At 62.5% G+C, this 22,283-nt stretch carries 21 protein-coding genes and 2 riboswitches; of the genes, 16 read left to right on the top strand and 5 right to left on the bottom strand.

Going from position 1 to position 22,283, the window contains the following annotated elements; translation table 11 throughout:
• Window position 1 precedes the first annotated feature (1 nt).
• Genes cobO through JL39_RS19305 form a run of 3 tightly spaced genes read right to left on the bottom strand, consistent with a single transcriptional unit; the run spans window position 2 to window position 1,569 of the window.
• Complete coding sequence (gene cobO / locus JL39_RS19315; protein WP_037154289.1) at window positions 2-616, bottom strand: cob(I)yrinic acid a,c-diamide adenosyltransferase; 615 nt, start codon at window positions 614-616, stop codon at window positions 2-4.
• On the bottom strand, window positions 613-1,380 hold the full coding sequence (locus JL39_RS19310) for a CbtA family protein (RefSeq protein WP_037154286.1): 768 nt from the start codon (window positions 1,378-1,380) through the stop codon (window positions 613-615). Before JL39_RS19310 ends, cobO begins: the two co-directional genes overlap by 4 nt.
• Before the next feature lie 12 nt (window positions 1,381-1,392).
• A complete protein-coding gene (locus tag JL39_RS19305) occupies window positions 1,393-1,569 on the bottom strand; it encodes a CbtB-domain containing protein (RefSeq protein WP_037154283.1) in 177 nt (58 codons plus the stop codon).
• Between the two features lie 36 nt (window positions 1,570-1,605).
• Window positions 1,606-1,804: riboswitch (cobalamin riboswitch) on the bottom strand.
• A 59-nt stretch (window positions 1,805-1,863) separates the two neighbouring features.
• A riboswitch (cobalamin riboswitch) is annotated at window positions 1,864-2,068 on the top strand.
• A gap of 104 nt (window positions 2,069-2,172) precedes the next feature.
• Here JL39_RS19305 and JL39_RS19300 point away from each other — a divergent pair.
• From JL39_RS19300 to JL39_RS19270, 7 genes are all read left to right on the top strand, one after another.
• Window positions 2,173-2,568: a DUF1636 domain-containing protein gene (locus tag JL39_RS19300; RefSeq protein ID WP_037154280.1), complete on the top strand. Its 396-nt coding sequence runs from the start codon at window positions 2,173-2,175 to the stop codon at window positions 2,566-2,568.
• A complete protein-coding gene (gene cobW / locus JL39_RS19295) occupies window positions 2,565-3,602 on the top strand; it encodes a cobalamin biosynthesis protein CobW (RefSeq protein ID WP_037154278.1) in 1,038 nt (345 codons plus the stop codon). The genes JL39_RS19300 and cobW overlap by 4 nt, the downstream gene beginning before the upstream one ends.
• A 69-nt stretch (window positions 3,603-3,671) precedes the next feature.
• A complete protein-coding gene (gene cobN, locus JL39_RS19290; RefSeq protein ID WP_037154275.1) occupies window positions 3,672-6,956 on the top strand; it encodes a cobaltochelatase subunit CobN in 3,285 nt (1,094 codons plus the stop codon).
• Entirely contained in the window at window positions 6,953-8,266 is a 1,314-nt protein-coding gene (gene cobG / locus JL39_RS19285) for a precorrin-3B synthase (RefSeq protein ID WP_052182992.1), read from the top strand. Before cobN ends, cobG begins: the two co-directional genes overlap by 4 nt.
• The gene (locus JL39_RS19280) at window positions 8,263-8,892 is read left to right on the top strand and encodes a precorrin-8X methylmutase (protein ID WP_037154272.1); all 630 of its coding nucleotides are present in this window, start codon (window positions 8,263-8,265) and stop codon (window positions 8,890-8,892) included. The genes cobG and JL39_RS19280 overlap by 4 nt, the downstream gene beginning before the upstream one ends.
• Window positions 8,889-9,641, top strand: a complete 753-nt coding sequence (locus JL39_RS19275; protein WP_037154270.1) for a precorrin-2 C(20)-methyltransferase — start codon at window positions 8,889-8,891, stop codon at window positions 9,639-9,641. Before JL39_RS19280 ends, JL39_RS19275 begins: the two co-directional genes overlap by 4 nt.
• The gene (locus JL39_RS19270; protein WP_037154268.1) at window positions 9,638-10,402 is read left to right on the top strand and encodes a precorrin-3B C(17)-methyltransferase; all 765 of its coding nucleotides are present in this window, start codon (window positions 9,638-9,640) and stop codon (window positions 10,400-10,402) included. Before JL39_RS19275 ends, JL39_RS19270 begins: the two co-directional genes overlap by 4 nt.
• Here the strand turns inward: JL39_RS19270 and JL39_RS19265 are convergent.
• Complete coding sequence (locus JL39_RS19265; RefSeq protein WP_037154265.1) at window positions 10,366-11,133, bottom strand: cobalt-precorrin-6A reductase; 768 nt, start codon at window positions 11,131-11,133, stop codon at window positions 10,366-10,368. The genes JL39_RS19270 and JL39_RS19265 overlap by 37 nt on opposite strands.
• Before the next feature lies 1 nt (window position 11,134).
• On the opposite strand from JL39_RS19265, the gene JL39_RS19260 reads away from it, so the two are divergent.
• The 3 genes from JL39_RS19260 to cobM are packed head-to-tail and all read left to right on the top strand — an operon-like array spanning window position 11,135 to window position 13,556.
• Window positions 11,135-12,388, top strand: coding sequence for a bifunctional cobalt-precorrin-7 (C(5))-methyltransferase/cobalt-precorrin-6B (C(15))-methyltransferase (locus tag JL39_RS19260; RefSeq protein ID WP_037154263.1), 1,254 nt, complete (start codon window positions 11,135-11,137; stop codon window positions 12,386-12,388).
• Window positions 12,385-12,771 (top strand): cobalamin biosynthesis protein, encoded by a 387-nt coding sequence (locus JL39_RS19255; protein WP_052182991.1) that lies wholly within the window; start codon window positions 12,385-12,387, stop codon window positions 12,769-12,771. Before JL39_RS19260 ends, JL39_RS19255 begins: the two co-directional genes overlap by 4 nt.
• Window positions 12,768-13,556 carry a precorrin-4 C(11)-methyltransferase gene (cobM, locus tag JL39_RS19250; RefSeq protein WP_037154260.1) on the top strand — a complete coding sequence of 263 codons (789 nt, stop codon included), beginning with the start codon at window positions 12,768-12,770 and terminating at the stop codon, window positions 13,554-13,556. The genes JL39_RS19255 and cobM overlap by 4 nt, the downstream gene beginning before the upstream one ends.
• Here the strand turns inward: cobM and JL39_RS19245 are convergent.
• Window positions 13,526-14,641, bottom strand: coding sequence for a cobalt-precorrin-5B (C(1))-methyltransferase (locus JL39_RS19245; RefSeq protein WP_037154257.1), 1,116 nt, complete (start codon window positions 14,639-14,641; stop codon window positions 13,526-13,528). The genes cobM and JL39_RS19245 overlap by 31 nt on opposite strands.
• Before the next feature lie 47 nt (window positions 14,642-14,688).
• On the opposite strand from JL39_RS19245, the gene cobA reads away from it, so the two are divergent.
• The 6 genes from cobA to JL39_RS19215 all read left to right on the top strand — a co-directional run bounded on the left by cobA (window position 14,689) and on the right by JL39_RS19215 (window position 22,273).
• Complete coding sequence (cobA, locus tag JL39_RS19240; RefSeq protein ID WP_037154254.1) at window positions 14,689-15,474, top strand: uroporphyrinogen-III C-methyltransferase; 786 nt, start codon at window positions 14,689-14,691, stop codon at window positions 15,472-15,474.
• Entirely contained in the window at window positions 15,471-16,784 is a 1,314-nt protein-coding gene (locus JL39_RS19235; protein ID WP_037154251.1) for a cobyrinate a,c-diamide synthase, read from the top strand. The genes cobA and JL39_RS19235 overlap by 4 nt, the downstream gene beginning before the upstream one ends.
• A 356-nt stretch (window positions 16,785-17,140) precedes the next feature.
• Window positions 17,141-18,730, top strand: a complete 1,590-nt coding sequence (locus JL39_RS19230) for an ABC transporter substrate-binding protein (RefSeq protein ID WP_037154248.1) — start codon at window positions 17,141-17,143, stop codon at window positions 18,728-18,730.
• A gap of 87 nt (window positions 18,731-18,817) precedes the next feature.
• The gene (locus JL39_RS19225; protein ID WP_037154246.1) at window positions 18,818-19,825 is read left to right on the top strand and encodes an ABC transporter permease; all 1,008 of its coding nucleotides are present in this window, start codon (window positions 18,818-18,820) and stop codon (window positions 19,823-19,825) included.
• Window positions 19,822-20,649 carry an ABC transporter permease gene (locus JL39_RS19220; protein WP_037154243.1) on the top strand — a complete coding sequence of 276 codons (828 nt, stop codon included), beginning with the start codon at window positions 19,822-19,824 and terminating at the stop codon, window positions 20,647-20,649. Before JL39_RS19225 ends, JL39_RS19220 begins: the two co-directional genes overlap by 4 nt.
• Entirely contained in the window at window positions 20,642-22,273 is a 1,632-nt protein-coding gene (locus tag JL39_RS19215) for an ABC transporter ATP-binding protein (RefSeq protein ID WP_037154241.1), read from the top strand. The genes JL39_RS19220 and JL39_RS19215 overlap by 8 nt, the downstream gene beginning before the upstream one ends.
• Window positions 22,274-22,283 lie beyond the last annotated feature (10 nt).

The raw sequence follows: 22,283 nt of genomic DNA, 5'->3' as shown, positions 1-22,283 counted from the left end.
GTTAAAACTCGATGCCGGCCTGGGCCTTCACGCCCGCCTTGAAGTGATGCTTGACCAGCGTCATCTCTGTGACCATATCCGCCGCCTCGATCAGCGCCGGCTTGGCGTTGCGACCGGTGACGACCACGTGAAGGTCCGGCCGCCGCGCCTGAAGTGCTGCGACCACCTTGTCGAGATCGAGATAATCGTAACGAAGCGCGATGTTGAGTTCGTCGAGAATGATGAGTCCGATCGTCTCGTCCGCCATCAGGTCGAGAGCCTTTGCCCAGGCCTTTTCGGCGGCCGCGATATCCCGCGTCAGATCCTGAGTTTCCCAGGTGAAGCCTTCGCCCATCGTGTGCCAGACGACCCGATCGCCGAAAACGGCCAGCGCCGGCTGCTCGCCTGTCGACCAGGCACCCTTGATGAACTGCACGACGCCGACCCGGCGATTGTTGCCGAGCATACGCAAAGCCAGGCCGAAGGCGGCGGTGGATTTTCCCTTGCCGGGACCGGTATGGACGATGAGAAGCCCCTTTTCGACGGTCTTCCCGGCGACTTCCTTGTCCTGCACTGCCTTGCGGTTCACCATCTTGGCGCGATGACGTTCGACCGATGCCTCGTCGATCTCCTTCACCGCGATACGAACTCCCCATCAGACCGCGCCGTGATCTCTTCCCCTGCACGGAAGCGTTCGCGGATCATCCCGGCCAACGCACCGAGTACAGCCCAGAATACCAGGTTCGTGGCGTAGACAGCATTCACGAAGCGGGCGTAGAGTTCCAGCGGCACAGCCGTTTCATGCCCGGGCGGCAGCGGCGCGCCGACGATATGTGGCGCGATCAGCAGAACGATCGCCAGCGCGGCGAATACGGCTGAGCGCGTATAGGCGAGGAGGCCAAGGCCCGCTGCAGTGCAGACTGCGGTCGAAATCCACCAGACCTGACGGGGACCAAGCTCAGCAGCCGGCATGCCCGGAAGTTCCGGGGGGAGGCCGAGCCCTGGAGCCAAGCTGACGGTCAGGAAGCCGGCAATACCGAACATCAGTCCGCTGCGCCAGCCTTTGAGACCGCCCTGGGCTTCTGAAACCGCGATCAGAATAAGACCGAAACCGATCGCGGCCAGCATGTCGGCGGCGGCCGTATAAATGAAGCGCTCGAAACCGTCTGCCGGCATCCATGCTTCTTCGTCGTGATGATGGTCCGCAGGCGCTGCGGCATTGCCGGCGGGAGCGGCCTCATGGCTGTGGCTGTGGCCGACCTCTCCGCCGCCGGCATTCTCGTAGCTCTCCGCTTGCAGGATCAGCGGGACAGTGGAAAAGCTCTGCATGACGGTGAGCAGCAGTCCGGACAACAGCCCGGCGATCACCGCCGTGAAGACGATGTTACGAAACAACGACATGGGAAACTCCCCTCAGTGGCAGGGGAAAGCGAAGGAATGACGCGAATCGTGCGCGGCATTGTGCACGACTTCCATATGCGAGAAGCCGACGAAACCGACGACGAAAAGCCCCAGCAGGGCCGTCATGCTGAGCGGGATGATCTTCGAGGAGGAAATACCGACTGCCGTCGAAGCGGTTTTCGTTGCCATTGCCTTGTCCTTTCGCCCTCCACCCGAGGGCCGTTGAAGTTTTTCCTCGCCTCTGGCAGGTCTCCTGGCTCGCGGATCAGGCATCTTGCGCCCGCCTTCCCGGATTGCTCCAGTGGCATCATGGACGAAGACTTTCCGCTTACAGTTGCGGGGGCAGCCGCGGGTTTGACAGCAGATCCGTCGCACCGCATTCCCTCAAATACCCTTTCGGGGCACCATAGGCTGGCTCACTATAGACGAAATCGGCCTCACGGCAATCGCCTTTGCGACGCATTGACATAAGCATGCGACCGGGCTTACTTGAAAAGAGATGGTCCCTTTCCGGCAACGGGGAGGGCTAAGAGAGAATGCGGTGAGATCCCTTTCGCGATCAATGCCGCGGCTGCCCCCGCAACTGTAAGCGGTGAGCCATTGCCTATAAGCCACTGGGAAACCGGGAAGGCAGGCAAATGGCGGTGACCCGCAAGCCAGGAGACCTGCCATCTGATGTTTTTGCTTCACCGGGCGGGGTGCTCCGGAGGAAGTTCTCGATCACCGCAGGCGGTTTCAGCCCTCTGCTCCGCGCCCCGATTGTTTCGACCCCGGCGGGAACGCGGCTGACCGATGAGTGACCACCGACCAGATGATCCGGCAGATGTGACGATTTTCGTCTGTACCAATTGCCGTGATGTGTCCGACGGCGACGTTCGGCCGGGCATCGCGTTGATCGCAGCGCTACGTGAAGCAGCGGACGGCAAGCCGCTCGCGGTCAAGCCCGTCACCTGCCTTGCCAATTGCGAAAAAAGCCCCAGCGCCGCCTTCAATCACCGCAACGGTTGGTCCTATGTCTTCGGCCATCTGTCCCTCGACAATGTCGAGGACATCGTCACCGGCGCGATGATGCTGGCCGAGGACGAGCGCGGTTTCCTTCCTCTACGCGGCCGCCCGACATGTCTGCGCGGCAAGGGGTTGACGGCCCGTATCCCACCCTTTCATCATCACGAGGACATGCCATCATGAGCGTCAGCTTCGACCGCGTTCCCTGCACCGTCGTCACCGGGTTCCTGGGGGCCGGAAAGACCACGCTGATCCGCAACCTGATCGCGAAGCTTGACGGCAAGCGGCTGGCGATCATCGTCAACGAATTTGGCGATGTCGGCATCGACGGCGAGATACTGAAGGGCTGCGGCATCGAGAGCTGCCCGGAAGACAACGTCATCGAGCTTGCCAACGGCTGCATCTGCTGCACCGTGGCGGATGACTTCGTACCGGCGATCGATCAGATTCTTTCACGCGAACCGCGCGTCGACCACATCCTGATCGAAACCTCCGGCCTTGCGCTGCCGAAGCCGCTCGTTCAGGCTTTTCAGTGGCCGGCCGTCAAGGCACGTGTCACGGTGGACGGCGTTGTCGCCGTTGTGGATGGTGTGGCACTGGCCGAAGGCCGCGTTGCCGATGACCATGAAGCGCTGGAGGCGCAGCGCCAGGCGGACGGCTCCATCGACCACGACGATCCGGTCGAGGAAGTGTTCGAGGATCAGGTCGCCTGCGCCGACATGATCGTGCTGACCAAGAGTGATCTCCTCGATGCTGCGGGCCTTGCTACCGCCCGGGACCGCGTCGCCGCCCATCTGCCGCGTGCCGTGAAGATCGTCTCGGCTGCCAATGGCGCGATCGATCCGGCCGTGCTGATCGGACTTGGCCTCGCCGTCGAGGACGATATCGAAAACCGCAAGACCCATCACGACGACGAACGCGACCACGATCATGATGATTTCGACAGCTTTGTCGTCGATCTCCCGGCTGTTTCCGATGCTGACGAATTGGCTGCCCGCATTTCCGCGACGGCGGAGGCGGAGAACGTACTGCGCATAAAAGGCTTCGTGGAAGTCGCGAACAAACCGATGCGCCTGCAGGTTCAGGCGGTAGGATCGCGCGTAAACCACTATTTCGACCGAGCCTGGGCGCCCGGTGAGGCGCGGATAAGCCGCCTTGTCGTAATCGGCGAAAAGGGCATCGACCGCGCCGCGATCGAAAGGATGCTGGCCGCGTGATAGCAGGAAAAGTGTGAAGCGGTTTTCCGTTGGCAATTGCCGAGAGAAAACAGAAACTCAGAGAGAAGGATGCACATACTCGCCACCACATCGTCGTCGCTCGACGACCTGATCGAACCGGTTGACCTGAACCAGTCGCCGGCCGATGTGGTGGTGCTGTCCTTTTCTGGCAGCGATCTGAACGGCATTTCCGCCGCATGGGGCCAAGGTCAGCCGACCCTGCGATTGACCAATCTCGCTGATCTCAGGCATCCCATGTCTGTCGATCTTTGGATCGAAAAGACGGCGGCACATGCCAAAGTTATTCTCGTGCGCATCCTTGGCGGCTATGATCGCTGGTCATATGGTGTCGAAGAGATTTCGCGGCTGGCGCGGTTCAAGAAGACCGCGCTCGCGCTTCTGCCCGGCGAATGCAGTATCCGCGATGAAAGACTCGCTGCTGCCTCGACCGTTTCCGAAGAGGTGCTTGCCGGCTTTCTTGCCTGTTTCCGCGAGGGCGGACCGGGCAATATGCGTCTGCTTGCAAAGCGTTTGGCCGCGCTGGCGAATGACGAGCAGGAGGTCCTGCCGCAAGCCGCACCGATGTCGAAGATGGGCTATTACAGGCCAGGCAGCGGAATCGTCGGAGTGGACGATCTGCTCGCGGATTTCTCGCCAGACGCCCTGCGACTGCCGGTCCTCTTCTACCGCTCCATATTGTTCGCGAACGACACCGCACCGATCGATGCGCTGTTCGAAGCGCTGCTTGAACGCGGTTTCGCGCCGATCCCGATCTTCGTCAGCGGGTTGAAGGATGTCGAGGCGATAAACTTCGTTGAACAAGCGATCGCAGATCTCGAACCTGCGGCGATCATTGCCACCACCGCTTTTGCCAGCGGCGCGAGCGACAGCGGTGAGACGATCTTCGATCGCACCGGCGTGCCGGTGTTCCAGGTCGTCATCGCTACGACACGGCGTGAAGGCTGGGCGGAAAGCCGCCGCGGTCTCAATCCCGCAGACCTCGCCATGCATGTGGTCCTGCCGGAACTCGACGGGCGCATATTGGCCGGCGCGATCTCTTTCAAGGCCGGCAGCGATTCCGCCAACCTTCTTAGCCGGCCGGAGCCGGACCGGGTCGAGCAGGTCGCCGAGCGCATTGCCGCTTTCCTGCGCCTGAAATCTACGCCGCGATCCGCCCGCAAGATCGTCATCCTGATGCCGGACTATCCGAGTGCGCCCGGCCGCACAGGCTATGCCGTCGGGCTGGACGTGCCGCAAAGCGTGCTGTCCATGCTGCGCGAGCTTTCGATAGCCGGCTATTCCATCCCCGACATACCGGTGACCGCGCGAGACCTTCTTGACTTGCTAAACCGGGAAGCCGGTTCTTATCCGCTCTCCGCTTATCACCCGGCTCCGGGCGCAGAAACCGCCTGGGGGCCGCCCGACGCGGAGCTTGGGGATGGCGCCTTCCGTTTCCGTGCAGCGACTTTCGGCAATATCACCGTAGCGCTGGCACCGGATCGCGGCCGCAACGCAGACCGCCGGGCCGATTATCACGACCCGGATCTGCCGCCACGCCATGCGCTGGTGGCCTTTGGCCAGTGGATGCGCGAGACGCTCGGCGCGCATGCGATCGTGCATGTCGGCGCCCATGGTACGTTGGAATGGTTGCCGGGCAAGACGGTTGCCCTGTCGAAAGATTGCTTTCCAGAGATCGTGACCGGGGGCCTGCCGGTCATCTATCCCTTTATCGTTTCCAATCCGGGCGAGGCAGCGGTCGCCAAGCGACGGATTTCCGCCGTCACCATCGGCCATCTGCCGCCGGTTCTGACCGATGCCGGATTGTCCGACGAACAGAAGAGGCTCGAACTGCTGGTCGATGAATATGCCCAGGCAGACGGGCTCGACCGCCGCCGTCGTGACCGGCTGGCAAAGCTGATCGTCGAGACGGCCCGCGATACCGGCCTGGCTTCCGAAGCCGGCGTTTCCGGCGACGACGATCCGGACACGGCCCTGACCCGTATCGACGCCTTTCTCTGCGATCTCAAGGATTTCGCGATCAAGGACGGCCAGCATGTCTTCGGCGAGGTGGCGGAGGATGATAACGATCCGTTACGGATACTGAGTGCCGAAACCGAGCGCCAAGCCTTGATCGACGCGCTTGACGGCAAGCATATCCGCCCCGGCCCGTCCGGCGCTCCGGCACGCGGCCGCCGCGACGTCATGCCGACCGGCCGCAACCTCTTTGCCAGCGATCCGCGCACGCTACCGACGCCGACTGCCTTCGAGCTTGGCAAACGCGCAGCGGACGAGATTCTTCGGCGTTACCTGCAGGATCACGGCGACTGGCCCAAAAGCCTCGTTTTTGATCTCTGGGGCAGCGCTTCCCTGCGTAGCGGCGGCGAAGAAGTGGCCCAGGCTCTGGCGCTGATGGGCGCAAAGCCGGTACAGGATACAGCGACTGGCCGCGTGACCGGCATCGACGTCCTGCCACCGGCGGCGCTCGGCCGTCCGCGTATCGACGTGACGCTCCGTATCTCCGGCCTGTTTCGCGACATGTTCCCGGCGCTGATCGCGCTGCTGGACGCCGCCATGCGGGCGATCGCGGCCCGCGAGGAAGCGCCGGGCGACAACCCGCTGGCCGAGGAAGCCCGCAGGCTTGGCCATGTGCCGCCACGCATTTTCGGTTCTGCCCCCGGCACATATGGTTCCGGCATTGAGGAAAAGCTCGCAGACGGCACATGGAATGAGCGCGAGGAACTCGGCCACCTCTATCTCGACGCTACCAGCCATGCCTTCGGCGGGGCGGAGGGTGAGGCTTCGGCCGTACCCGGGCGCTTCGCCGAACGCGTTGGAAGCGCTGACCTGCTTGTCCATACTGGTGACGACCCCGGCCGTGATCTTTTGGACGGTTCGGCGGACGTTGCTTTCATCGGCGGGTTTTCGGCAGCGGTCGCGGCACTTGGCGGCAAGGCGGATGTGATCGCGCTCGATACCACCGATCCGCAGAAGCCGAAGGCCCGTTCGCTCTCGGAAGCCGTGACCCGTGTGGTGCGCGCTCGCGCCGTCAATCCGCGCTTCATCGCAGGCCAGATGCGCCACGGGCCGCGTGGTGCGGCCGAACTGGTGGAAACCGTCGATCGGTTGATCGGCTTTGCCGAGACCACCCGTGCTATCCCGCAATCGCTGATCGACGCAACCTACGATGCCTATCTCGGTGACGAAGCAGTACGCGATTTCCTGCTCTCGCAGAACCCCGAAGGTGCGCGCTACATGGGCGAACGTTTCCGCTCGGCGCTCCGCCGCGGCCTTTGGCACCCGCGCCGGAATGCGATCGACGCCGAACTCGAGATGTTGACAAGGAGGTCGGCATGACCGCGCCCTCGCTCGAGCGCAAAGCTTTGGACATGCGACGCGGCGCCTGCCCGGCGCTTTCCGCTCCGATGATGACCGGTGACGGGCTTCTGGCCCGCATCGCGCTGATCGATGCGATTTCTCCGGGGCAACTGGCTGAACTCTGCAGGCTGGCACAGCGTCACGGCAACGGCATTCTTGATATCTCCGCCCGGGGAAATCTCCAGGCTCGCGGACTGACGGAAATCTCCGCTCCGATGTTGGACACGGAAGTCCGGGCGCTGAATCTGCCCTTGCGTGAAGGACTTGCGGTCGAGGTTCCCCCCTTTGCCGGTCTGGATGAAACCGAAATCGTCGATCCGAGACCGGTTGCCGAAGCAATCCGGCAAGCTGCGCGCGGCATCGAGGGTCTCGCACCAAAGATGTGCCTCGTGGTAGACGGGCATGGCAGATTGCGGCTCTCCCATCTGCTGGCGGATATCCGGCTGGTCGCCGTTCGATCCGGCGAAAACATCTGCTGGAAACTGATGCTCGGCGGACCGGAGACAACGGGTAAGATTTGCGGAGTGTTCGACGACGCCGACGCCATCGCGACCGCCATTTCTTTGCTTCAGAAGCTCGCAGCGATGGGAAACAAAGCACGAGGCAGCGATCTTGCAAACGGGCTTCCGGTGAATGCGGATGCGCAACCCTCGATCTCGCCCTTCGGCCTGTTTGCTCTTTCGAACGGCTTCCATGCCATCGGCCTCGGTCCCGCGTTCGGCCAGGCAAAGGCTGAAAACCTCATCGCACTTTGCTATGAAGCCGAGCGGCTGGGGATCAAATCTCTGAAGCCGGCATTGGATCACTCGCTGTTGTTCTTCGGAACGCACGAAGCCTGTAAAGCGCTCGCCACTTTCGCGGGAAGGGCCGGCTTCATCACGTCCTCCGCCGACCCGCGGGGACATATCGCCGCCTGCCCGGGAAGCCCGGCCTGCACGTCGGCGACGATCGCAACCCACGCCATTGCGTCTGAGGCCGCAGCCGAATGTGCAGACCTGCTCGACGGGTCATTCAAGCTGCATGTGACGGGCTGCCCGAAAGGCTGCGCCCATCCGGAGCCGTCCGCGTTGACCCTCTGCGGGACGGCCGACGGCATTTCCCTGATCGGGCGGGGCAAAGCAGCCAAACCGCCCTTTGCCTCCATCTCTTTTGCCAATACCAGCGCCTCTCTTCGCCGTATCGCCGATCTCGTTCGGATCGAACGACGCGAAGGGGAAAATTCCGCCGCCTGCCTAGCCCGACTCGGAACTGATCGGCTCGCTGCGGCTGTAACGTCAGGACGACCATGAACAACTATGACTATATTCGTGAAGGCGACTCGATCTACGAAAAGTCCTTCGCGATCATCCGCCAGGAAGCCGATCTTTCCGCCTTTTCCGCTGAACAGGCGGAAATCGCCGTGCGCATGATCCATGCCTGCGGGCTTGTTGAGGCGGCGCAGCAATTCCACTTTTCGAAGGATTTCGTCGCTCGGGCGCGTGGCGCGCTTTATGACGGCAGGCCGATCTACTGCGACGCCGAAATGGTTGCGCATGGCATCACCCGCGCCCGGCTGCCCGCCGATAACGATGTGATCTGCACGCTGCGAGACAGCCGCACGATCGAGCTTGCCAGGACGATCGGCAACACCCGATCAGCTGCCGCATTGGACCTCTGGGATGAAATGGAAGGCGCGCTGGTGGCGATCGGCAATGCGCCGACGGCGCTCTTCCGCCTGCTCGAAATGCTGGATGCCGGCGCGCCGCGCCCGGCCGCGATCATCGGCATGCCGGTCGGTTTCGTCGGAGCGGCAGAGTCCAAGGAAGCGCTGATGGAATCGGCGCTCGGCATTCCCTATGCCGTGGTGCGAGGCCGCTTGGGCGGCTCCGCCATGACGGCAGCCTGCGTCAACGCGCTTGCGAGGGCAGGCCTTTGAACGCGGTGGTCCTCAAAGGCAAGCTCACCGGCGTCGGCACGGGGCCGGGCGATCCGGAACTGCTGACGCTGAAGGCGGCGCGTACCATCAGCGAGGCGGATGTCATCGCCTTCTTCTGCAAGAAGGGCAGCACGGGCAATGGCCGCGCCATTGTAGGAGCCCATGTCCGACCGGGCACGCTGGAACTGCCGCTTGTCTATCCGGTGACGACCGAGACCAGCAAGGATGAGGCGGAGTATCGCGGTCCGATCTCCGACTTCTTCGACCGCTCGGCGGAGGAAATCGCCGCCTATCTCGACGCTGGGAAAAATGTGGCTGTGCTCAGCGAAGGTGATCCGCTGTTCTACGGCTCCTACATGCACCTGCATGTGCGGCTGGCGAGCCGCTATCCGGCAGAAGTCGTGGCAGGCGTCACCGCCATGTCCGGCTGCTGGTCGATGACGGGCCTGCCGCTGGTTCAGGGCGACGACATCTTGAGCGTGCTGCCGGGCACGCTTGCTGAGGAAAAGCTGGCCGAACGCCTGGCAAATACGGACGGCGCTGTTATCATGAAGGTCGGCCGCAACTTGCCGAAGATCCGCCGTGCGCTTGCGTCGGTTGGGAAACTGTCCGGCGCGCTCTACGTGGAACGCGGCACCATGGCGAACGGCGCGGCCCAGAAACTGGAAGAGCGTGACGAGAGCCCGGCGCCCTATTTCTCGATCGTGCTGGTTCCCGGCTGGAAGGCGCGGCCGGGAGACGACCGATGAGCGGTTCGCTGACAGTCGTCGGCCTTGGGCCAGGCAATCCGGATCAGATGACGCCGGAAGCTTTGGCAGCCGTGGCGGCAGCGGAAGATTTCTTCGGCTATTTTCCCTATATCGACCGACTGAACCTTCGGCCGGACCAGCGGCGCCATGCATCCGACAACCGCGAGGAACTGGCGCGTGCCCGGGCCGCTTTGGAGATGGCCGCCAATGGCGGCAAAGTCTGCGTCGTCTCCGGCGGCGATCCCGGCGTCTTCGCCATGGCGGCGGCGGTTTGCGAAGCGATCGATGAAGGCCCGGTCGAATGGCGCAGTATCGATTTTTCCGTCGTGCCGGGGGTGACAGCCATGCTGGCGGTGGCAGCCAGGGCCGGCGCGCCGCTGGGGCATGATTTCTGCGCCATCTCGCTCTCCAACAACCTGAAGCCCTGGAAAATCATCGAGAAGAGACTGATTGCGGCGGCAGAAGCCGGTTTCGTCATGGCCTTCTACAATCCGGTCAGCAAGGCGCGGCCGCACCAGCTCGGCGACGCCTTCGCCCTGCTGCGCCGGCATTTGCCGGGCGAGGTTCCGGTAATCTTCGGCCGCGCAGCGGGTCGGCCGGACGAAACGATCCGGATCGTGCCCCTTTCCGAGGCCGAAAGCGGCATGGCCGACATGGCGACCTGTGTGATCGTCGGGACGGCGGAAACCCGGATCATCGAGCGGGAAGGCCAGCGGCCGATCGTTTATTCGCCGCGTTCTTTCAAGGGCGCCGGGACATGATCGAGCCAGGCAAGCATCTCCTCCACGGTCTCCACCGACGGCATATCCGGCAAATCCGGACGGCGCGCGAGGATCACCTCGATACCGAGCGCACGGGCGGCGCAGATCTTGCCGTAGCTCGAAGGCCCGCCGCTGTTCTTGGCAACGATCACCTCGATACCCTGCTCTTTCAGCAACCGTGCCTCGTCCGTTTCGGCAAACGGGCCGCGCTCCGTCAGATAGATCGCATGCGGCACAGCAAGCGGCGGTTCAACGGGATCGACGCTGCGGATGAGGTAATGATGCTGCGGCGCCGCCTCGAAAGGCAGAAGTTCCTGCCGGCCGAGGGTGAGGAAGACTTTTCTCGGGCTTTTGCCCAATGCCGTGACAGCCTCATGAATACTGGCGACTTCAATCCAACGGTCACCCTGCTGCTGGCGCCAGGGAGAACGGCGGAGCGCAATCAAAGGCACATCCGCCCGCTTCGCAGCCTCTGCCGCATTACGGGAGATCTGCGCCGCATAGGGGTGGGTTGCATCGATCAGGATCGTGATACCCTTGTCCCGCAGATAGGCAGCCAGGCCTTCCGCACCGCCAAAACCGCCGATCCGTACCGGCACGGGCTGTTCTGCCGGTGCGCGCGTGCGGCCGGCCAGCGAAAGTTCGGTCGTGAAGCGCGGATCACCGGCGAGCCCTGCCGCCAGTTTTCTGGCCTCCGCCGTGCCGCCGAGAATGAGGATGGAATGTTTCACTATGCCTCCTGAATCAGCAGGTAAAGCTTTAAACCAAAGCTGCTGGCTGTCCATCGTCGGCATCGGCGAGGACGGCGTGAAGGGTCTCGGCGAGGGTGCGCGTTCCGCAGTTTCTTCCGCCTCGGTCGTCTTCGGCGGCAAACGGCATCTGGAATTGGCCGCACCCTTGATCGCCGGCGAGGCGCGCACGTGGCCGGCGCCTTTCGATCCGACAATGCGCGATGTCATGGCACTGCGTGGACAGAACGTTTGTGTGCTGGCATCGGGGGATCCTTTCTTTTTCGGAGTCGGCGCCACACTTTCGCGGCACGTTCCAGCAGAAGAATTCATCACCTATCCAACACCCTCGTCCTTTTCGCTGGCGGCATCTCGGCTCGGCTGGCCTTTGCAGGAGATCGAAACCGTGTCGCTGCACGGCCGGCCGCTCGACCTCATCCGACCGTTTCTGCATCCCGGCCGGCGGATTATTGCGCTGACGTCGGATGAAAAAGCGCCAGTGGAACTTGCCTCTCTCCTGACAGAGACGGGTTTCGGTCCATCACACCTGACAGTGCTGGAGGCTTTGGGTGGAGGGGACGAGCGTATCCGCTCTGCAGCCGCAAATGAATTTGCATTGCTGGCTATCAATGTTCTCAATGTCGTCGCGGTCGAAGTTAAGGCGGAAGCCGGCGCACGCGTTCTGCCACGAGCCTCCGGTTTGGATGACGCACTTTTCGAGCATGACGGGCAGATCACCAAGCGGGAAATCCGGGCGCTGACGCTTTCGGCGCTCGCCCCCCGGCGCGGGGAGCTGCTTTGGGACATCGGCGCCGGTTCCGGCTCGATCGGTATAGAATGGATGCTGGCCGATCCTTCTCTGAAAGCCATTGCGATCGAGGCCGATCCGAGACGGGCAGCACGCATCAAGCGAAACGCTTCTGCCTTCGGTGTGCCGGGGCTTAAGATTGTCGAAGGTGAAGCACCGGCCGCGCTGGCCGGTCTTCCCATGCCCGATGTGATCTTCATCGGCGGCGGGGGCAGTGAGGTGGGCGTCTTCGATGCGGCCATCGATGCATTGAAACCCGGCGGGCGGCTGGCCGCCAACGCCGTGACATTGGAAATGGAAGCGGTCCTCCTCGCCGCGCATGCCCGCCTGGCTGGCGAGCTGATCCGGATGGAGATATCGCGCGCCGCCCCGATCGGCAGCATGACCGGCTGGCGGCCCGCCATGCCGGTCACCCAATGGCGATGGACAAAACCGGGAGAACAGAGGTGATCGTCGCGGGACTTGGCTGCCGGAAAGGAACGTCAGCGGAAGCTGTGCTTACCGCACTGGATGCCGCCTGCATCGAGGCTGGTATTTCACGTGAATCAGTAACGGCGCTGGCTACCGGCGAAATCAAGCGGCATGAACCGGGCATTGTTGATCTGGCGACCAAGCTTGGCCTGCCCATGCATATTCTTGATGAACACGCGCTGAAGCAAGCGGAAACTCGAACGAAAACCGTGTCGAAACACAGCCTTGCGCAGACTGCGACACCAAGCCTTTCCGAAGCGGCAGCCCTCGCTCTCGCCGGCGAGACTTCGGAACTTATCGTGCCTCGGCTGATCGCCAATGGCGCCACGTGCGCGCTTGCCCGCTCGAAGGACAATCCATGACCGTCCATTTCATCGGCGCCGGCCCAGGCGCTGCCGACCTCATCACCGTTCGCGGCAGGGACATTCTCGCCCGGTCGCCGGTCTGCCTCTATGCCGGTTCGATCATGCCGAAGGAACTGCTCGACTATTGCCCGCAGGATGCGCGGATCGTCGACACAGGCTCCCTCTCGCTCGATGATATCGAGGCGGAATACGTCGCGGCCCACAAGGCAGGCAAGGACGTGGCACGGCTGCATTCCGGTGACCTCTCCGTCTGGAGCGCGGTGGCCGAGCAGATCCGCCGGCTGAAAAAACACGGCATCGACTACACGCTGACGCCCGGCGTACCGTCATTTGCTGCGGCGGCAGCAGCGCTCAGGCGCGAGCTGACCATTCCGGAAGTGACACAGAGCCTTGTTTTGACTCGTGTCTCCGGACGTGCGTCGAAAATGCCGGAAGGCGAGACACTGGCGGCTTTCGGGGCGACGGGCGCCACGCTGGCGATCCATCTCGCCATCCACGCACTTGACCAGATCGTCGCTGAACTGATGCCGCTTTATGGGCCGGACTGTCCGGTGGCGATCGTCGTGCGCGCCTCCTGGCCGGAAGAACGGATCGTCCGGGGCACGCTGGCCGACATAAAGGCGAAACTTGCTGAGGAACCGGCAGAACGCACGGCGCTGATTTTCGTCGGCAAGGGGCTTGGTTCGACGGATTTTGCCGAAAGCCAGCTTTACAACGCCGACTATGTACGCCGCTTCCGGCCCGGCTGGCCTCAGACGGACAAAGGCAGAGATTCCGAATGATCCGAAGGTGTAAATGGCGCCTGGCCCACCAAGCGGCCCTCGCGATTATAGACCAGGATTTCCAGCGCGATCTGCGGATCGCGGAGCACCTTGGCAGCGGTTTTCCAGGCAAGATTCGCGGTACGGTCGCCAAGCGGCAATCCACTTTTGCCCGCGAGTGCGAAGGCTTCGGCAACAGTATTCGCAGCCGCAATCCGCTCGACAAGCTCGGGCGCCGCGCCGGCTTCTGCCGCGACCTTGGCCAAAGCTTCGAGGTCGGCAAGGCCGCGCTTGGAGTGGACGTCGAGCATGCCTTGGGCGAGCTTGGTCATCTTGGCAACGCCGCCGGCGATGGTGACTTTCGGCACGGGATGGTCACGCAGGTATTTGAGCATGCCGCCAACGAAATCGCCCATGTCGATCAGCGCGATTTCGGGCAGGTCGTGATGGGCCTGCACCGCCTTTTCCGACGTGTTGCCGGTGGAGCCGACGACATGAATGAGACCCGCCGCCCGTGCCACATCGATGCCGCGCCAAATGGAATGGATCCAGGCCGAACAGGAAAAGGGAATGACGATACCGGTCGTGCCGAGGATCGAGATACCGCCCAAAATGCCGAGCCGGCCGTTCAACGTCTTTTCCGCGATCTTCTCGCCATCAGCGACCGAAATCTCCACCTCGAAATCGGTCTCGCCGCCCGCCACCTCTGCGATCGCCTCGGCGATTATTTTGCGCGGCACCGGATTGATAGAAGGCTCGCCTGGCGGCAGAGGCAAGCCGGGGCGCGTCACCGTTCCCACGCCTTTGCCAGCCTTGAAGCTAATGCCGCTGCCGGCAGCACCGCGACGCACGGTGCTCATGATGAGCGCCCCATGCGTGACGTCCGGATCGTCGCCGGCGTCCTTGACGATGCCGGCCTTGGCGAAACCTTCGCCCGTCTCCTCCATGGCCAACGCGAAGCTCGGCCGCTGGCCGCCCGGCAGCGTCACCTCCACCATGTCCGGAAATCTGCCGGAAACGAGCGCAAGGCAGGCAGCCTTGCTGGCCGCCGCCGCGCAGGTTCCCGTGGTCCAGCCACGGCGCAGGTTCTTGCCATCCGTTTCCATGGCCGTTTCTATAGCCCGACCGGCGAATGCCGGCAAAAGGTTTGCATATGCATCTGAATGAAAACATCCAGGCCATCATAGAGGCGCCCGTCTTTCAGCCGGGCCATGTCTGGCTCGCAGGTGCCGGGCCGGGCCATCCGCGCTACCTGACTTTGGAAGTAGCGGATGCGATCGGCAAGGCGGATGTGATCGTCCACGACGCTCTGGTCTCCGAGGACGTGCTGTCGCTGGCGAAAACGGCGGATCTGATCTTTGTGGGAAAACGGGGCGGCAAACCATCGGTGGCGCAGGACGATATCACCACGAAACTCATCGAGCTCGCGCGGGAAGGAAAACGCGTGTTGCGTCTGAAAGGCGGCGATCCTTTCGTCTTCGGGCGTGGCGGTGAAGAAGCGGAAGCGCTTGCCATGGAGAACATTTCTTTCCGTATCCTGCCCGGCATGACTTCGGCGCTCGCCGCACTGGCGGCGGCCAATATCCCCGCCACCATGCGCGGCATCAGCCGCGCGATCACGCTTGCTACAGGACATGCAGCCGGCACCCCAGGTGACCTGGACTGGAAAGCGCTGGCGAAAACCGGCGAACCGATCGTCGTCTATATGGGAGTGAGCACGATCGGCACGATTGCGAAGCTGCTGATGGAGGGCGGTCTGCCATCCGAAACGCCGGTGGCTGTGCTGATGGCCGCCACCATGCCGGGGGAACGCTCGATGATCGCGACGCTCGCCACGGTCGAGGCTGAGATCGAGCGCCAGAACTTTGCCGCACCGGCTTTGATCGTCATCGGTAGGATCGTCTCGATGCAGACAGCCCTTTCAGGTCAGCACCGATGACTGCCCGTGCACTCATCATCGGCGCGCCGCGCTCCGGTTCCGGCAAGACCAGCGTCACGATCGGCCTGCTGCGCGCCTTTGCCCGCCGTGGCGTGAAAGTGCGCGGCATCAAAACGGGACCGGATTATATCGATCCCGGCTTTCATGAGGCTGCAACTCATGTGCCCGGCCTCAACCTCGATAGCTGGGCCATGGCGCCGGATCTCCTTCGGTATCTCGCGCGGCAACAGGCGGATGATGCGGAACTGCTGTTGATCGAAAGCGCCATGGGCCTTTTCGACGGTATCGTCGGCGAGAAAAACCGCTCCGGCGCGGCTTCCGATCTCGCCCGTCTCTTCGGTCTGCCGGTCCTGCTGGTACTGGACGTCTCCGGCCAGTCGCAGACTGCCGCAGCCATCGCTTATGGTTTCACGCATTACGATCCGCAGGTGAAGATCGCCGCCTGCATTCTGAACCGTGCCGGCAGCGAGCGGCACAGGAAGCTCTCCGGCGATGCGATCGAGGCTATCGGCCTGCCGGTTGTCGGCACGATCCTGCGCGATCCGACATTGATCCTGCCGGAACGGCATCTCGGCCTCGTGCAGGCGAGCGAACATCCTGAAATGGATGCACATATCGAACGGCTTGCCGATGCCATGGAAGCGTCACTTGATCTCGATGCGATCTACGCTGCGGCAAACCCCTTCGACATTCCTCCCGGTTCGCCGGCAAAGGCGCTGCCGCCGCCCGGACAGCGCATCGCGCTGGCGCGGGATGCTGCCTTCACCTTTCTCTATCCACACCTGATGCGCGGCTGGCGTGAAGCCGGCGCAGAGGTGGTGCCATTCTCACCATTGGCCGACGAGGCTCCTTCTACCGATTGCGACGTCTGCTGGCTGCCGGGTGGCTATCCGGAACTTCATGCCGGCAGGCTGGCGGCTGCCGAAAACTTCAGAGAAGGCCTCAAGCGCTTCGCGGAGACGAAACCGGTTCACGGCGAATGCGGCGGCTATATGGTGCTCGGCGAGGCGCTGGAAGACGCGGACGGCGCGACCCACGCCATGACCGGCCTGCTTTCCCATCGCACCAGTTTCGCCAAACGAAAGATGAACCTTGGCTACCGGCAGGCACGCCTGCTCGGCCCCTGCGCGATAGGTCAGAAGGGCGAGACTGTACGCGGCCACGAGTTTCACTATGCGCGGGTGTTTTGCCCCGGAACCGACCCACCTCTCGCCATGATTGCAGACGGCATCGGCAACGAAATCGGTCCGTCGGGCGGTTGGCGCGGGAATGTCACCGGCACCTTTTTCCATGCCATTGCGGGCATCTGAGCAAAATTTCCCTGCTTGAGCAAATGTCAATTTTTCGCAACCGATAGATGGTTGCCAAAACTGTCGTATCGACGGCAATTAATGTCGTATCGAAGGCACCACCCGCGCAGTAAACGCGCCCTTATTCATCCAAAGCCTCGCAGAAGGCCTTCGATCTAACGCAGGATAGCCCTGAGGCAAAAGAGCTCAAGTCATGAGCCGGGGTCTGCAGAAGAAAGGAAGATATGTCGGCGGCAACCGAACCATTTCCCAGGATCGATAGGATGACGCGCCAACCGTTACGGAAGAGGAAACCGTATCGCCCGGCGCCTGGCATGAAAGCAGAAATCTGCATCAGATAAGAGAGGAACAGGGGAATGACCGATTTTACTAGACATCTCGCCGGTCGCGTGACCGCGGGAGGCATGAGCCGCCGGGAATTCATGGGTCGCGCCATGGCCGCTGGCATGACGTTGACCGCAGCGAGCCATCTCTTTGCGACGAGCGCGTCCGCGCAGGAGCCAAAGAAGGGCGGTCATTTCAAGCTCGGGCTTGAGGGCGGCGCTGCAACTGACTCGATCGACCCCGCCAAGGCTACGTCTCAGGTCATGTTCATGGCTGTGCGCACCTGGGGCGACACGCTGGTCGAGACCCATCCGGAAACCCGCGCACCAATCCCGTCGCTGGCCGAATCCTGGTCGCCGTCTCCGGATGCGACCGTCTGGACCTTCAAGATCCGCAAGGGCGTGCCGTTCCACGATGGCAAGGAGATGACTACGGACGACGTGGTTGCCACTTTGAAGCGTCACAGCGACAGCAAGACGGAATCCGGCGCGGCAGGCGTCCTGAAATCCATCAAGAACATCGAGAACAAGGGCGGCGACCTGGTTGTCACGCTCGACTCCGGCAACGCCGACCTGCCGGCAATCTTCACCGATTACCATCTCGTCATTCAGCCCAATGGAGGAATCGACAACCCGACGGCCGGCATCGGAACCGGGGCTTATAAGGTTACCACCTTCGAGCCCGGCGTGCGCATGACCTTCGAAAAGAACCCCAACGACTGGCGCTCCGACCGCGGCTTTGTCCAGACGGTGGAAGTCATCAACATGAACGATGCGACCGCCCGCATCGCCGCCCTCTCTTCCGGCCAGGTGCATTTCATCAACCGCGTCGATCCGAAAACCGTCTCGCTGCTGAAGCGTGCGCCCAATGTCGAACTCCTGACGACGTCCGGCGGCGGTCACTATGTCTTCATCATGCATTGCGACAAGGCACCGTTCGACAATAACGACCTGCGGCTCGCACTGAAATATGCGATCGACCGCGAGGAATTGGTCACGCGCATCCTCGGCGGCTACGGCAAGGTGGGCAACGACTTCCCGATCAACGATACCTATGCGCTCTTTCCCGAGGGCATCGAGCAGCGCAAATACGATCCCGACAAAGCAGCCTTTCACTATAAGAAGTCGGGCCATAGCGGCTCCATTCTTCTGCGCACCTCAGAGGTTGCTTTCCCCGGTGCGGTCGACGCATCGGTCCTCTTCCAGCAGAGCGCGAAGAAGGCCGGCATTACGCTGGAGATCAAGCGCGAACCGGGCGACGGCTATTGGTCGAACGTCTGGAACGTCCAGCCATTCTCCGCCTCCTATTGGGGCAGCCGCGCGACCCAGGATCAGTTCTATTCCGGCGCCTATCTTTCCACCGCCGACTGGAACGACACGAAGTTCAAGAACGAGAAGTTCGACAAGCTCCTCATCGCCGCCCGCGGCGAGCTGGACGAGGCCAAACGCAAGGACATGTATCGCGAGATGGCGATGATGGTGCGCGACGAGGGCGGCACCATCCTGCCGATGTTCAACGATTTCGTGAATGCTGCGACCAAAAAGGTGAAGGGCTATGTCAGCGACATCGGCAACGACATGTCGAATGGCTATGTCGCAACCCGCGTCTGGTTGGACGCCTGAATTCTGAGGCCGCGGTTCCCCGCTTGACCGAGGCATCGCGGGTCTTTCCGCGATCCTCCCTCCGTTTCAGAACGAGGCTTCTCGCCGATGTCCAACTCCACCGAAACAGACAGCCTGCCCGGCCAGAGATTCAGGGAGCGGTTTCCACTTCTCGCCCTGGTCATCGAGCGCATGCTTTTGTCGATCCTGCTCCTCTTCGCCGTCTCGGTGCTGATCTTCGGCGGTGTCGAGGCGCTCCCCGGCGATTTCGCGACCACCTATCTCGGCCAGTCCGCGACACCCCAGGCGGTCGCCAATATCCGCTCCGAACTCGGGCTCGACCGGCCGATCGTCACCCGATACTTCGAATGGCTTGGCGGCGCCGTTCAGGGCGATTTCGGCACGTCCTGGGCAAGCAGAAACTCGGTTTCGGAACAGGTGGGCAAGCGGCTTGGCAACTCGCTCTTTCTCGCCGGGTTCGCGGCGGTGATCGCAGTGCCGCTCGCAGTCGGGCTCGGCATGCTGTCCGTGCACTTCCGCAACCGCATGCCGGACAAGATCATCAACGTTATCTCGCTCGCTGCGATCTCACTGCCGGAATTCTTCATCGGCTATCTGCTGATCCTCTATTTCGCCGTCAATTTCGGCGTCGCGACTTTCCCGGCCACCGTCTACGACGGCATGGCTTTCCTCGATCGGATCAAGGCCATTGCGCTTCCGACCGCAACGCTGGTGCTTGTGGTGCTCGCCCATATGATGCGTATGACGCGGGCGGCGATCCTTTCCGTCATGTCCTCGGCTTATATGGAAACCGCCGAGCTCAAGGGGCTTTCCGCCTGGCGGGCGATCGCCCGGCACGCCGCACCCAACGCGCTGGCCCCGATCATCAATGTCGTGGCGCTGAATCTTGCCTATCTGGTGGTCGGCGTTGTCGTGGTGGAAGTGGTCTTCGTCTATCCTGGGATGGGCCAATACATGGTCGATGCCGTGACCGTGCGTGACATGCCCGTCGTGCAGGCTTGCGGGCTGATTTTTGCCGCCGTCTACATTTTCCTCAACATGCTGGCCGATATCCTTGCGATCATCGCCAACCCGCGCCTGAGGCATCCGCGATGAGGCTGAGAGAAATCCCCATCACCGCCTGGATCGGCATGTTCGGCATTGCCATCGCTTTTTTCTGCGCCCTTTTCGCGCCGCTGGTCGCACCCTATGGCGAGACGGAGGTGGTCGGCGGCGTCTGGCAGGAGGCGGATGCGCAGTTCTTCTTCGGGCTGGACAATCTCGGGCGGGACATTCTCTCCCGACTGATCTACGGCGCCCGGACCACGCTGTTCGTAGCGCTCGCGGCGACGGTCATCTCCTTCTCGCTCGGGATCCTTTTAAGCTTCATAGCCGCGGTATCCGGCGGCATTATCGATACGGCATTTTCCCGTTTCAACGACCTGATGATGTCGATCCCGACCCTGATCTTCGCACTCGTCGTGCTCGCCGTCCTGCCGCAGCACCTGATTGTGCTCATTCTCGTCATGGCGATCCTCGATTCCACTCGCGTCTATCGCCTCGGACGCGCTGTGGCGCTGGACGTCGCGGTGATGGAGTTCGTAGAAGCCGCCAAGCTGCGCGGCGAAGGCACGGCCTGGATCATCTTCCGCGAGATCCTGCCGAACACGCTCTCGCCGCTGCTGGCCGAATTCGGCCTGCGTTTCGCTTTCTCCATCCTCTTTCTCTCGACGCTTTCCTTTCTGGGCCTCGGCATTCAGCCACCGGCAGCGGATTGGGGCGGCATGGTGAAGGACAACAAGGACGGCATCATCTTCGGCATTCCGGCGGCACTCGTGCCTGGCGCGGCGATCGCCGCGCTCGCCGTCTGCGTCAACCTCGTCGTCGACTGGTTGCTCAAACGAACCTCCAGCCTCAAGGGAGGTCGCGGCGATGCCTGAGCTTCTGTCCGTCCGCAACCTCAGGATCGAGGCGGTGAGCCATCCGCCCGGCGAGCCGCCGAGGCGCATCACGATTGTCGACGATGTCTCCTTCGACCTTCAGAAAGGCAAGGTGCTCGGCCTGATCGGCGAATCCGGCGCCGGCAAGTCAACGATCGGCCTTTCCGCTCTCGCCTACGGCCGCGGCGGTGCCGAGATTACCGGCGGCGAGGTTATCCTCAACGGCACCGATCTTCTGCCCCTCGACAATACCGGCATCCGTAAGGTGCGCGGTGCCCGCGTCTGCTACGTGGCGCAATCGGCCGCCGCCGCCTTCAACCCGGCCCATCGGCTAGGCGATCAGGTGATCGAAGCCTCGGTCAGGCACGGGCTGATGACGAAGGAAGAAGCCAGGAAACGGGCGCTCTACCTTTTCCGCGTGCTCGGCCTGCCGAGCCCCGAAACCTTCGGCAACCGGTTTCCGCATCAGGTCTCGGGCGGCCAGCTCCAGCGCGCCATGACGGCCATGGCGCTCTGTCCGAACCCGGAACTGATCGTCTTCGACGAACCGACGACCGCGCTCGACGTCACAACCCAGATCGACGTCCTGGCTGCAATCAAGCATGCGATCGAAGAAACCCATACAGCGGCGCTCTACATCACCCACGACCTTGCGGTGGTCGCGCAGATTTCCGACGACATCATGGTCCTGCGCCATGGCAAGACGGTGGAATACGGCTCGGTCCAGCAGATCATCGAGGCACCCACACAGGATTACACGCGTGCGCTTGTAAACGTTCGCCAGACGGCACACGCAGAAGCCTCCGACCAGACAAGCCCGCTCCTGAAGGTCGATAATGTCAGCGCGCAATATGGCAATGGCTTCAAGGTGCTGCACGGCGTTTCGCTGCATCTCTGCAAGGGCCAGACGCTGGCGATCGTCGGGGAATCCGGTTCCGGCAAATCGACGCTCGCGCGTGTCATCACCGGCCTCCTTCCGCCGAGCGAAGGCAAGATCACCTTCGATGGCAAAACGCTGGCGCCGGCCTTGAAGAATCGCTCGCGCGACGATCTGCGCCGCATCCAGCTCATCTATCAGATGGCGGATACTGCAATGAACCCGCGCCAGACGGTGCGCGACATCATCGGCCGGCCCCTGACCTTCTATGACGGACTGCGCGGTGCTGCGAAAACGGCGCGGGTGAGGGAACTGCTCGAGCAGATCGAGATGAGCAACGGTTTCATCGACCGCTATCCGGCCGAGCTTTCCGGCGGCCAGAAACAGCGTGTCGCAATCGCGCGGGCGCTGGCCGCCAAGCCGGAGCTCATTCTCTGTGACGAGCCCACCTCCGCGCTAGACCCGCTGGTGGCGGAAGGCATATTGAAGCTCTTGATGAAACTGCAGGAAGAGGAAAAGCTTTCCTATGTCTTCATCACCCATGACATCGCGATCGTCCGGGCAATCGCCGATTCCGTCGCGGTCATGCATCGTGGCCGGTTGGTGCGTTTCGGACCCAAATCCCAGGCGCTCTCGCCGCCCTTCGACGATTATACCGATCTGCTCCTGAAATCCGTGCCGGAAATGGAGATAGGCTGGCTGGAACGGGTACTTGACACGCGGCGCATGGAAAGTGCCGGGAATTGAATCCGCTGTT

Source organism: Rhizobium sp. YS-1r, assembly GCF_000757525.1.
Taxonomy (GTDB): domain Bacteria; phylum Pseudomonadota; class Alphaproteobacteria; order Rhizobiales; family Rhizobiaceae; genus Neorhizobium; species Neorhizobium petrolearium.
Note: the sequence above shows the minus strand (reverse complement) of the source record. Positions and strands in the feature narration are given on the sequence as shown.

Excerpts from the sequence above, each read along its gene's own strand:
- JL39_RS19225 (WP_037154246.1), top strand. The coding sequence starts at position 18,818 with ATGTCCAACTCCACCGAAACAGACAGCCTGCCCGGCCAGAGATTCAGG.
- cobG (WP_052182992.1), top strand. The coding sequence starts at position 6,953 with ATGACCGCGCCCTCGCTCGAGCGCAAAGCTTTGGACATGCGACGCGGC.
- JL39_RS19280 (WP_037154272.1), top strand. The coding sequence starts at position 8,263 with ATGAACAACTATGACTATATTCGTGAAGGCGACTCGATCTACGAAAAG.
- JL39_RS19310 (WP_037154286.1), bottom strand. The coding sequence starts at position 1,380 with ATGTCGTTGTTTCGTAACATCGTCTTCACGGCGGTGATCGCCGGGCTG.
- JL39_RS19220 (WP_037154243.1), top strand. The coding sequence starts at position 19,822 with ATGAGGCTGAGAGAAATCCCCATCACCGCCTGGATCGGCATGTTCGGC.
- cobM (WP_037154260.1), top strand. The coding sequence starts at position 12,768 with ATGACCGTCCATTTCATCGGCGCCGGCCCAGGCGCTGCCGACCTCATC.
- cobN (WP_037154275.1), top strand. The coding sequence starts at position 3,672 with ATGCACATACTCGCCACCACATCGTCGTCGCTCGACGACCTGATCGAA.
- JL39_RS19245 (WP_037154257.1), bottom strand. The coding sequence starts at position 14,641 with ATGGAAACGGATGGCAAGAACCTGCGCCGTGGCTGGACCACGGGAACC.
- JL39_RS19270 (WP_037154268.1), top strand. The coding sequence starts at position 9,638 with ATGAGCGGTTCGCTGACAGTCGTCGGCCTTGGGCCAGGCAATCCGGAT.
- cobA (WP_037154254.1), top strand. The coding sequence starts at position 14,689 with ATGCATCTGAATGAAAACATCCAGGCCATCATAGAGGCGCCCGTCTTT.
- JL39_RS19230 (WP_037154248.1), top strand. The coding sequence starts at position 17,141 with ATGACCGATTTTACTAGACATCTCGCCGGTCGCGTGACCGCGGGAGGC.
- cobW (WP_037154278.1), top strand. The coding sequence starts at position 2,565 with ATGAGCGTCAGCTTCGACCGCGTTCCCTGCACCGTCGTCACCGGGTTC.
- JL39_RS19300 (WP_037154280.1), top strand. The coding sequence starts at position 2,173 with ATGAGTGACCACCGACCAGATGATCCGGCAGATGTGACGATTTTCGTC.
- JL39_RS19260 (WP_037154263.1), top strand. The coding sequence starts at position 11,135 with ATGCCTCCTGAATCAGCAGGTAAAGCTTTAAACCAAAGCTGCTGGCTG.
- JL39_RS19235 (WP_037154251.1), top strand. The coding sequence starts at position 15,471 with ATGACTGCCCGTGCACTCATCATCGGCGCGCCGCGCTCCGGTTCCGGC.
- JL39_RS19215 (WP_037154241.1), top strand. The coding sequence starts at position 20,642 with ATGCCTGAGCTTCTGTCCGTCCGCAACCTCAGGATCGAGGCGGTGAGC.
- JL39_RS19305 (WP_037154283.1), bottom strand. The coding sequence starts at position 1,569 with ATGGCAACGAAAACCGCTTCGACGGCAGTCGGTATTTCCTCCTCGAAG.